Raw genomic sequence first — 10330 nt, forward strand, 5'->3', positions numbered from 1 at the left:
GTCCTCCGTGAAGAACGCGGACGACCGCTGATTTAAGCGATCTTTTGAGCCGGGACAGTTTCGGCGAAGGCCCGGATGATGGCACGCAAGAGTTCTGCGAGCCACCGCAGGAGCAGGCCGAAGTTGTAGCCGGCCGCGGCGAGGACGGCGTTGATGCGGTCGCCGACGCGGCCTTTGAGATAGTTGCGGTCCATGCGGTGCTCGGCCTTGACGTGGCCGATGACGGGCTCGACGGCCGCACGACGCTTCATCTCGCGCCTGATGGAAGCCGTGACGCGGCGGACCTGCCCCGAGATCCAGACCCTGAGCCGGTGCGGGTGGTTGTGGCCGCGGTACCCTTTGTCGACATGGATGCGGCGAGCCTCCACGCCGGTGAGCTTCTCCATGTCGGCGACCACGGGGCCGAGCGTGTGCCCGTCGAACGGATTGCCGTGCAGCGCTTTGGCATGGAGCACGAACTGTCCGCCCTTCGGGGACGTCACGGGGGTGGCGATACTGACCTTGCAGCCGAACTCGTAAGGCGCACGGGCTTTCCCCTTGCCGATGCACTCGACCTCCGGGGCATGTAACGCATAGACCTTGGGGCCGCGCTGATGCTGATCCTGGGTGCGCACCCGCTGCGCCAGAGCGAGCAGCGGGCCGAAGCGAGCTTCCAGCGCCGCATCGCCATCAATCTTGCGGCGGATGTCGCGGATGATCCGGCCAAGCCGCGTCCGCAGGAACTTGAGTTGGCGCCGGGCGCGCTTGAACTGATGAGCGTGGGTATAGCGGCCGACCATGATGGCGGCGCGCTTCGCCAGGCGCAGATAGCTCTGGCGCAGCGGCACACGGTTGCGCTTGGCGAGCCCGACGAGCTTGGTGATGGCCCGATGCATCAGCCGCGCGTCGGTCGGATGCGCAACGGCCTTTGGCTGCACCGTGGTATCGACCGCCACTCGCTCCAGGTCCTTGGGACCAATGGCGCCAGTCTTGTGCGCCACCGACAGACTTTCCTGGATCAACGCGACGAGCTGCTCCTCGCCGAGCCGCTGGCGCCAGCGCGTCATCGACGATCGATCGAACGGCAGCCGGTGGCAGAAGCTCAACTCGCCGCAGAAGTATTGGTAATAGGGGTTCTCGATCCAGCGGGCGCACAGCACCTCATCCGAGAGATTGTGCATGTGCTTCAGGATGAACAGGCCGGCGACAAGCCGCGTCGGCAGGCCAGGCTGCCCCGGACCGGTTTGGCACACCGAACCAAAGCGGTCATCCAGAAACTTCCAGTCGATCAGCGCCGCCAACCGCACCAGCGGGTGGCCCATGTCGATGATTTGATCGAGGGCCGGAAGCAACAGGTCTTTCTGGCGATCATCCCGCGGTTTGCTCATCGCCTTCCCTAATGCCGATGACCCGTCATCAGGGAATCACGAATCGCTCGAAACCAAAATCCCAAAACGCAAGAAAGCGCGGCCCAACACCCAGCTTTCCTGCAAAATCGAATACTTTATCGAGACAACTTCTGCCTATCTCTCAGGTCGATCTGCATTCTTCACGGACGACCCGATGACGGGCGCAAATTAATTCCATGCCCCACGGAACGAGCCGGCGCGGGGCGCGTTGGTGATGCAAGTCCCAAGGATGAAGATTGTGAGCACAAAGGCCTCAGCCGGTCAGCCCCGGGCTGGGGCCTTTCCGCGTCTGGATTGCTCCCGGGACTGGCTTACCCTCAGGCAGTCGCGGCAGCTGGGCCGCCGCGATACTCCGCCCACGCTTGCCGCAGGATTTGCAGAGACGAAGTGAGGAAGATTCCCGCCATCACGGCGGCAACCGCCAGATCAGGCCATGCCGTCCCGGTACCGAACACGCCAACGGCAGCAATCATCACGATGACATTGCCGACCGCGTCGTTGCGCGAGCAGAGCCATACCGACCGCACGTTGGCATCGCCGTCCTTGTAGCGCGCGAGCAAGAGAACCGAGGTCAGATTCGCCGCCAGCGCGGCCAAGCTCATCGCTCCCATCAGCTCCGCACGGGGAAGCCCCAGGACCACGGTCTGATAGACCGTTGACCCGAACACCCAGGCTGCCATCGCGCTGAGCGACAACCCCTTGAACAGTGCGGCGGTGGCCCGTGTCTTGAGGCTTGCACCGATGACCGAAAGGCTCAAGCCGTAGGTGACTGTATCGGCCAGGAAGTCGAGAGCGTCGGCCTTGAGAGCCTGCGAGCCGGCCAAATGGCCCGCCGCCATTTCGCTCACGAACATCGTCGCGTTGATGGCGATGACGGTCCACAGCACGCGCTTGTATCGCGGATCAAGCCCGTCGAAGACCGGAACGCCTTCCGAGCAGCAGTCGGCGCAGCCCGACGTGGCGACTTCCTCTACCCGGGGCTTGGCGGCCTTCTCGCAGCACGCGTCGTGTGAGCAGCAAGTCTCTTCAGGCATTCCAGGCTCCTCTCGGGCGTGCGATTTTACCACGAGCCCGCAACGATGGCGAACTTCTAGGCGTGGTTCCACAACTGCCTAGACCTCTAGTCCGACAAGCCATCTCAGTCCGCGTTGCGGACCACGCGATCGGCCCCTCGCACCGTCTCCCTTGGAGGAGAAAAATGAGAATCTTGCAAACCGACTGTAACCGAGTCGGCAATACGACCGAACTATAGCCATGTGAGTATGACGTCTCCGGAAACAGAGCTGAAGGCACTGATGCTTGCCAGCCAGGACGGCGATGCGGCTGCGCATCGGCTGCTGTTGGAGCGGTTGAGCCGCCATTTGCGCGCCTATTACAAAGGTAAGCTCGCGAGAATAGGCCGAGGTGCCACGGAAGCCGAGGATCTGGTTCAGGAGGCGGTACTGGCGATCCACATCCAGCGTCACACCTACGATCCCGCAGAACCGTTGACACCCTGGGTGCACGCGATCGCGCGCTACAAGCTGATCGATTTCCTGCGCCGAAACCGGGCCTCGGTTGCCGATGTGCCGATCGATGAGGCGGGCGACGTCATCGCGAATGACGATCACCTTAGCGCCGAGAGCAACTTTGATCTCAGGCGGTTGCTCAAGCACCTTCCGGAAAAGATGCAATGCGCGATCGAGGCCGTGAAACTCGATGGGCTGAGCGTTGCTGAAGCTGCGCAGCGGTGCCGCATCTCGGAATCGGGCGTGAAGGTCAATATTCACCGCGGGCTGAAAGCCCTGGCAGCGTTGATCGCACAGAGGACGCAAACATGAAGACGGACGAGCTGATCACCGCGCTCAGCGCGGGTGTCGAACCGGTCAACCGGAGGCTGGTCAACCGCAGCGTCGGCATTGCGCTTGTGGTTGGAATGGCCGTTGCGATCGGGCTGACGTTTTTTGCATTCGGTGTCCGCACCGACCTGACCGCGCCACGCCCCCTGATTTTCCTGCTCCTGAAGTTTGCGTTCGCGATCGGCACCGCAGGCGCCGCGTCGGTCTATCTGGCGCGGCTGGCGCGGCCTGGTGGGGAACGAAAAGTATCCCCGGGCCTCGCCGCTCTGCCATTTGTGGCGATCCTGGTGCTTGCAGGCGTCAGCCTCGGGCAGGCGCCGAGCTCACACTGGGACAGGATGGTGATGGGCGATCAATGGCTCGAATGCCTCATCTCGATTCCGATCATCGCGGTCGTCCCCTTTGCCGTCGTCATCTGGGCCGTGCGGCAGGCGGCTCCGACCAATCTGGTCCGTACGGGCGCCTTCAGCGGGCTCGTCGCAGGTGGCGTGAGCGCGATGGCCTATGCACTTCACTGCACCGACGACTCGCTGCCCTTCGTCGCGCTCTGGTATGGCGGTACGATCGTGCTGTGCACTCTCGCTGGCGCATTGTTGGGACCCCGGCTGTTGCGATGGTAGGGCCGCACTCACGTCGGCGTGAGCCTGTAACCATCGCGGGGATGGCTCCGAACTCCTCAGTAGAAGCGCAACAGAGGCGCTTCCGCAAAATGATGGAGCCGGAATTATGTTGACGAAGAGCCTTCTCGCACTCACGCTTCTCGCGGCCGCGTCCGCCACCGCCCAAGCGGGCTCGACGATTTCCGACAGGAGCTACTGGCCGAATGAGGCCAGGCAAACCACGCAATCCGGAGCGGCTGTCCTGCGCGGCCCGACCTCCGCGTTCGCCTATGATCGCGAATCCCTGCCCTCGACTGCGCCGACCGCCGGCGCATCCGGATGGCGCTATCAGGGAGGGCCGAAATCCCGCTAGGATTGCCGAATAACATGGTACTCCGTGATCGTTTGAGACGGTTAACCACCGGACTGCCCCGCTCGCACACTTGTGAACCGGGGGGCTTTCCAGCGTTGCCCCCCTGTGAGAGTGTCGCACCATGATTGCGCGTCGCACCCTCAAGCTCGTGCTCGCGGTCCTCGTGACCGCGGGGCTGATGGTTGCGCCGCTGGTGACGCCAGCGGCGGCAGGACAGTCGACGGCCAGCGACATGCAGATGACCGACGCGCAAGACATGTCGGCCGACATGCCTTGCTGTCCCGATCAGCAAGACAGCAAGCAATGCCAGGACTGCCCTCTCCTCGCGATCTGCATGTTGAAGGTGTTGCAGGCTGGGCCGGCGGTCGTGACGGCAACTCTCGATCCGCGTGCGCTCGAGCTGCTCCGGCCGCTCGATGATACCATTGCCGACGGCCTTACCCGTCCACCTCCGGATCATCCACCTCGATCGATCGTCTGACCGGCGCCCAAGCGCCGGATGAATGTGCGCGTCGATAACGGCGCGCGCATCGCTGCCTGCCGTCTTGTTGCTTGTCCCCTGGGGCGCGCGGTCATGGCGGTACCAACCGATCCATCGAGGAATTGAAATCATGACAGTGTCCAACGTCGCGCGTGCCGCCATGGCCGTGCTGATCGCCGCCGCGTTTGCGGGTGCCGCACGCGCCGAAATCAAGAACTACGAGTTCCAGCTCGTGCAGCCGACCGTCAAGGCCGGCGCCGATCGCATCGTGACGGTGCGATTGGTCGACAAGACCACCGGCAAGGCGGTGTCCGACGCGGTGATCTTTGCCAGCCGGCTCGACATGGCCCCGGACGGCATGCAGGAGATGGCCACCAAAGTCACCGCGATGCCGGGCACGGAGCCCGGGACATACCGGTTCAAGGCGACCTTCGGAATGGCTGGCCGCTGGCAACTCTCGCTCGGCGCCAAGGTGCAGGGCGAAACCGGCACCGTTGAAAACAAGCTCGTCGTCACGGCCGAGAAATGACCCGCACCCGCCTCATCGGCACTGCCGCTGCGATCGTCGCAGCGGCAGGTCTCGCGCTGTTCGCCGCCGGCGTCCTGCGGCCACAGCCCGACGTCGGCCAACTCGTATCCGCCGCGAACGCGGCGGATACGGGCACGCCCATCTATTATCAGGACCCGGACGGCAAGCCGCTCTATTCGCTGACGTCGAAGAAGACGGCGGACGGCCGCGACTATCGTGCCGTGCCTGCGGGCGCGGACATAAGCTTTGATGAGCCCGAGCAGCCCGCGGTGATGGCTGCGGCCGAGGCCAAGGGCGATCGCAAGGTCAAATACTACCGCAACCCAATGGGTCTGCCCGACACCTCGCCGGTGCCGAAGAAGGACTCCATGGGGATGGACTATATCCCTGTCTACGAAGGCGACGATAGCGACGACGGTTCCGTCCGGCTATCTCCGGGCAGGATCCAGCGTACGGGCGTCAGGTCCGAGCCCGCTGCGCTCCGCACGATCCGCACGATGGTCCGTGCCCCCGGCGTCATTCAACTCGACGAGCGGCGAGTCTCCGTCATCTCGATGCGGTCCGAAAGCTTCATCCTGAAAGTCGCCAACGTGACGACCGGCTCCCACGTCGTGAAGGGGCAGCCTTTGATGGAGGTCTACAGCCCCGCCGTCGTGTCGGCGGCCGCCGAATATCTCGCCACCATCACGTCCAGGACGACGGGCGGTGACCAGGCCTACGGCCGCGGCTCCCGTCAGCGACTGATCAACCTCGACGTACCGGAAGTCGCCATAGCGGCGATCGAGAAAAGCCGGAACGTGCCGACCTCCGTCGAGTGGACTGCGCCACGCGATGGCATCGTCCTGGAGCGTAGCGCGATCGAGGGAATGCGCGTGCAGCCGGGCGGCGTGCTGTTCCGGATCGCGGATCACTCGGTGATGTGGGCGTTGATCGACGTAGCGGAACGCGATCTGGGCATGATCTCCAAAGGTCAGTTGGCTACCGTGCGGGCCCGGAGTTTTCCGGGCCGCGAATTCTCGGGGAGGGTCGAAGTGATCTATCCCGAGATCAACAAGGAGACCCGAACCGCGCGCATCCGCGTCGAATTGCCGAACCCAGACCTCGCGCTGCTGCACGACATGTACGTCGACGCCGGGATCGACACCGGGACGGGCGAACCGGTCCTGACCGTCCCAGAGAGTGCGGTGATGGATACCGGCAGTCGGCAGGCCGTCTTCGTCGACAAAGGAGAGGGCCGGTTCGAGCCGCGCGAGGTCAAGACCGGCCATCGCGGCTCGGGATACGTGGAGGTCAGGCAGGGTGTCGCCGATGGCGAGCCCGTCGTCGTGTCCGCCAACTTCCTGATCGACGCGGAGAGCAACCTGAAGGCGGCGCTCAAGGGTTTTGCCGAAGGAGCCCAGCAATGATCGCCCGCCTGATCGCCTGGTCGGCCCGCAATCTGCTGCTGGTGCTGTTCGGCACCGGCTTTGCTGCTGCTGCCGGCCTCTATGCCTTGCTCCATCTGCCGCTGGACGCCATTCCTGATCTCTCCGACACCCAGGTCATCGTCTACACCGAATATCAGGGTCAGGCGCCCCAGGTGATCGAGGACCAGGTCACCTATCCCCTCACCACCGCCATGCTGACGGTGCCGAAGTCGAAGGTGGTGCGCGGCTTCTCCTTCTTCGGCGTCTCCTTCGTCTACATCATCTTCGAGGACGGCACCGACATCTACTGGGCCCGCTCGCGCGTGCTCGAATTCCTCAACGGCGCCGCGGCACGGCTGCCGGCCGGCGTCACGCCAACGATCGGCCCTGACGCCACCGGCGTCGGCTGGGTCTACCAATACGCCGTGATGTCCAAGGAGCTGAACCTCGCCGAGACACGGACAATCCAGGACTGGAACCTGAAATTCGCCCTCGCCAAGGCCGAAGGCGTCGCGGAGGTCGCCAGCGTCGGCGGCTTCGTCAGGCAGTACAACGTCATCCTCGATCCGCAGCGCATGCGCGACCTCGGCATCACCATGCAGAAGATGCGCGACGCCATCCGGGCCAGCAATGCCGACGTCGGCGGCCGCACCGTCGAGCTCTCCGAGTTCGAATATGTCATCCGCGGCAAGGGCTATCTGAAAAGCGTCGACGACCTCGGCAGCATCGTGCTGAAGACGAGCAACGGAACGCCGGTCAAGCTGCGCGACGTCGCCCGCGTCGAGCTCGGGCCGGACGAGCGGCGCGGCATCGCCGAACTCAACGGCGAGGGCGAGGTGGCAAGCGGAATCGTGCTGCAGCGCTTCGGCATGAACGCGCTCGACGTGATCGAGAGCGTCAAGAAGCGGTTCAGGGAGATCGCAACCAGTCTGCCGAAATCGGTCGAGATCGTTCCGGTCTACGACCGCTCCAACCTGATCAAGGCCGCGATCGAGACGCTCAGGCACACGCTGCTCGAGGAGAGCATCGTGGTGGCGCTGGTCTGCATCGTGTTCCTGCTGCATGTCCGCAGCGCGCTGGTCGCCATCCTGATGCTCCCCGTCGGGGTGCTGATGGCGTTCGGGGCGATGAAGCTGCTCGGGATCGGCTCCAACATCATGAGCCTCGGCGGCATCGCGATCGCGATCGGCGCCATGATCGACGCCGCGATCGTCATGATCGAGAACGCGCACAAGCATCTCGAGCGCGCCGAGCCCGGCCATTCGCGGGTGGCGATCCTGATCGAGGCCGCCGCCGAGGTCGGCCCGGCGCTGTTCTTCAGCCTGCTGATCATCACCGTCTCCTTCATGCCGATCTTCACGCTGGAATCGCAGGAGGGCCGGCTGTTCAGCCCGCTCGCCTTCACCAAGACTTTTGCGATGGCGGCGGCGGCGCTGCTGTCGGTCACGCTGGTGCCGGCGCTGATGGTGATCTTCGTCCGCGGCAGGATCATCCCGGAGCACAAGAACCCGATCAACCGCGTCCTGATCTGGATCTACCGGCCGGTCATATCAGGCGTGCTGCGGGCGAGAATCCCGGTAATCCTGCTCGCGCTCGGCGTGCTCGCAGCCTCGATCTGGCCGGCCGGCCGGCTCGGCTCCGAGTTCATGCCGAACCTCAACGAAGGCACCCTGCTCTACATGCCGACGACGCTTCCCGGCATTTCCGTGACCAAGGCGGCCGAGCTGATGCAGACCCAGGACCGCATCATCCGCTCGTTTCCCGAAGTCGCCTCGGTCTACGGCAAGGCCGGTCGCGCGGCCACCGCGACCGATCCGGCGCCGTCGGAGATGTTCGAGACCATCGTCGACCTCAAGCCGAAGAACGAGTGGCGCGCCGGCGTGACCATCGACAGCCTGATCGCCGAGATGGACAAGGCGCTGCAGTTTCCGGGCGTCTCCAACGCCTGGACGATGCCGATCAAGGCCCGCATCGACATGCTCTCGACCGGCATCCGCACCCCCGTTGGCATCAAGGTCATGGGCACCGATCTCGCCGGGATCGACAGACTGGCCCGGCAGATCGAGCAGGTGATCAAGGCGGTGCCCGGCACCTCCTCGGCCTATGCCGAGCGGAGCCTCGGCGGCTACTATCTCGAGATCACGCCGGACCGCGAGGCGCTGTCGCGCTACGGCATCATGGTGCAGGACGTTCAGGACACGATCGCGACCGCGCTCGGCGGCCAGACGGTGACGACGACCGTCGAGGGCCGGCAGCGCTTCACCGTCAACATGCGCTATCCGCGCGACCTGCGCGACAATCCGAAGGCGATCGCCAGCGACATCCTGGTGCCGATGCCGGGCGGCGGCGCCGTTCCGCTCGGCGAGGTCGCGAGCGTCACGCCGGCGCGCGGGCCGACCTCGATCCGGACCGAGAACGGACAGCTCGCCACCTACATCTATGTCGACATCCGCGACCGCGATCTCGGCGGCTATGTCGCCGATGCGCGGGCCGCGGTGCAGGCGAGCATTCAGTTCCCATCAGGCTATTATGTGGTCTGGAGCGGACAATACGAATATCTGGAGCGCGCCACCGCGCGGCTGAAGATCGTGGTGCCGGTGACGCTGCTGATCATCTTCCTGCTGCTCTATCTCAACTTCCGCTCGATCACCGAGACCCTGATCGTGATGCTCTCCCTGCCCTTCGCGCTCGTCGGCGGACTGTGGCTGATGTGGTGGCTCGGCTTCAATCTCTCGGTCGCGGTCGCGGTCGGCTTCATCGCACTCGCGGGCGTGGCGGCAGAGACCGGCGTGGTGATGCTGATCTACCTCAACCAGGCGCTCGCCGAGGCCAAAGCGCGCTGCGCACGCGCGGGCCGCGCCCTGACCCGCGACGATCTCGACAAGGCGATCATGGAAGGCGCGGTCGAGCGCGTTCGCCCGAAGATGATGACGGTGGTTGCGATCATGGCCGGCCTGTTGCCGATCATGTGGAGCAGCGGAACGGGATCGGAGATCATGCAGCGGATTGCCGTGCCCATGATCGGCGGAATGATCTCGTCGACGCTGCTGACGCTGATCGTGATCCCCGCAATCTTCGGTCTGGTGAAGGGCTTTGGGCTGCGTACCAGCGATGGGGTTATCGCGTCGGAGCAGCTTCCGGAGGCCGCCGAATGAACGTGTCACCGCCGCATGTTGCGAGCCGGTCGCAGTTCGCATCGTGAGCTGCGGCTGCGGCTGCGACGTTGAGTTCCCCACACGTAACATTATTGCGGGTCGACACTGTTCCCGCCGCCATGTTAGGCCAGCCGAACCGACAGCGAGAATGAATTCGTGGTCCTGAACCGCCGGCCCTTCAGACGGAGCTACACGCGCAACTGGCGTGGGCTCGTGGCTGTGTTCGTCGCGGTCATGTATCTGCTCTCGGGCGCGCTCCACGGCGCGCATGACATCGACGTGACCAGCCCGTCCGGCGGCTCGGAGATCGCCTCGATGCTCGAAGACGGCGCGGCCGGCCATGGCGATCACAAGGCGCTTGCCGGCCATCACTGCCACGGTTGCTTCTCCCTCGCCGTCGTGCAACCGGTGCAACCGGAAGCCGCGGCCGAAGTGATGGCCGCGCCGGTCCCACAGCGGCAGCCGGCGCTCGCCGGCATCGCGCCCGATACGGACTCTCCTCCCCCCAAGCACCTGACCTGAACGGATCAGCCGGGCGCCCATCGCGCCCACCGGTTCTCC

10 protein-coding genes are annotated in these 10330 nt (G+C 64.7%); 8 read left to right on the plus strand and 2 right to left on the minus strand.

The features are described from left to right. Positions 1 to 32: 32 nt before the first annotated feature. Positions 33 to 1367 (minus strand): IS5 family transposase, encoded by a 1335-nt coding sequence (locus tag A3M7_RS0130585; RefSeq protein WP_027545743.1) that lies wholly within the window; start codon positions 1365 to 1367, stop codon positions 33 to 35. Positions 1368 to 1705: 338 nt separating this feature from the next. Beyond that, a complete protein-coding gene (locus A3M7_RS0130590; RefSeq protein WP_027547343.1) occupies positions 1706 to 2422 on the minus strand; it encodes a cation transporter in 717 nt (238 codons plus the stop codon). Positions 2423 to 2650: 228 nt separating this feature from the next. On the opposite strand from A3M7_RS0130590, the gene A3M7_RS0130595 reads away from it, so the two are divergent. From A3M7_RS0130595 to A3M7_RS0130630, 8 genes are all read left to right on the plus strand, one after another. Then, positions 2651 to 3208: a sigma-70 family RNA polymerase sigma factor gene (locus tag A3M7_RS0130595; RefSeq protein ID WP_027547344.1), complete on the plus strand. Its 558-nt coding sequence runs from the start codon at positions 2651 to 2653 to the stop codon at positions 3206 to 3208. Continuing rightward, positions 3205 to 3846, plus strand: coding sequence for an NrsF family protein (locus A3M7_RS0130600; RefSeq protein ID WP_027547345.1), 642 nt, complete (start codon positions 3205 to 3207; stop codon positions 3844 to 3846). Before A3M7_RS0130595 ends, A3M7_RS0130600 begins: the two co-directional genes overlap by 4 nt. Before the next feature lie 106 nt (positions 3847 to 3952). Next, a complete protein-coding gene (locus tag A3M7_RS0130605; protein ID WP_027547346.1) occupies positions 3953 to 4198 on the plus strand; it encodes a hypothetical protein in 246 nt (81 codons plus the stop codon). Between the two features lie 121 nt (positions 4199 to 4319). Next, positions 4320 to 4679 carry a hypothetical protein gene (locus tag A3M7_RS0130610; protein ID WP_027547347.1) on the plus strand — a complete coding sequence of 120 codons (360 nt, stop codon included), beginning with the start codon at positions 4320 to 4322 and terminating at the stop codon, positions 4677 to 4679. 130 nt (positions 4680 to 4809) lie between these two features. Then, positions 4810 to 5208 (plus strand): FixH family protein, encoded by a 399-nt coding sequence (locus A3M7_RS0130615; RefSeq protein ID WP_027547348.1) that lies wholly within the window; start codon positions 4810 to 4812, stop codon positions 5206 to 5208. Then, positions 5205 to 6614, plus strand: coding sequence for an efflux RND transporter periplasmic adaptor subunit (locus A3M7_RS0130620; RefSeq protein WP_027547349.1), 1410 nt, complete (start codon positions 5205 to 5207; stop codon positions 6612 to 6614). The genes A3M7_RS0130615 and A3M7_RS0130620 overlap by 4 nt, the downstream gene beginning before the upstream one ends. Then, a complete protein-coding gene (locus A3M7_RS0130625) occupies positions 6611 to 9769 on the plus strand; it encodes an efflux RND transporter permease subunit (protein WP_027547350.1) in 3159 nt (1052 codons plus the stop codon). The genes A3M7_RS0130620 and A3M7_RS0130625 overlap by 4 nt, the downstream gene beginning before the upstream one ends. Before the next feature lie 156 nt (positions 9770 to 9925). Next, positions 9926 to 10291, plus strand: coding sequence for a hypothetical protein (locus A3M7_RS0130630; protein WP_027547351.1), 366 nt, complete (start codon positions 9926 to 9928; stop codon positions 10289 to 10291). The last annotated feature ends 39 nt before the right edge of the window (positions 10292 to 10330 follow it).

Origin of the sequence: Bradyrhizobium sp. WSM2254 (assembly GCF_000472645.1) — a bacterium.
GTDB classification, from domain to species: Bacteria; Pseudomonadota; Alphaproteobacteria; order Rhizobiales; family Xanthobacteraceae; genus Bradyrhizobium; species Bradyrhizobium niftali.

Coding starts and splice junctions, on each gene's coding strand:
- A3M7_RS0130585 (WP_027545743.1), bottom strand. CDS start 1,367: ATGAGCAAACCGCGGGATGATCGCCAGAAAGACCTGTTGCTTCCGGCC.
- A3M7_RS0130590 (WP_027547343.1), bottom strand. CDS start 2,422: ATGCCTGAAGAGACTTGCTGCTCACACGACGCGTGCTGCGAGAAGGCC.
- A3M7_RS0130595 (WP_027547344.1), top strand. CDS start 2,651: ATGACGTCTCCGGAAACAGAGCTGAAGGCACTGATGCTTGCCAGCCAG.
- A3M7_RS0130600 (WP_027547345.1), top strand. CDS start 3,205: ATGAAGACGGACGAGCTGATCACCGCGCTCAGCGCGGGTGTCGAACCG.
- A3M7_RS0130605 (WP_027547346.1), top strand. CDS start 3,953: ATGTTGACGAAGAGCCTTCTCGCACTCACGCTTCTCGCGGCCGCGTCC.
- A3M7_RS0130610 (WP_027547347.1), top strand. CDS start 4,320: ATGATTGCGCGTCGCACCCTCAAGCTCGTGCTCGCGGTCCTCGTGACC.
- A3M7_RS0130615 (WP_027547348.1), top strand. CDS start 4,810: ATGACAGTGTCCAACGTCGCGCGTGCCGCCATGGCCGTGCTGATCGCC.
- A3M7_RS0130620 (WP_027547349.1), top strand. CDS start 5,205: ATGACCCGCACCCGCCTCATCGGCACTGCCGCTGCGATCGTCGCAGCG.
- A3M7_RS0130625 (WP_027547350.1), top strand. CDS start 6,611: ATGATCGCCCGCCTGATCGCCTGGTCGGCCCGCAATCTGCTGCTGGTG.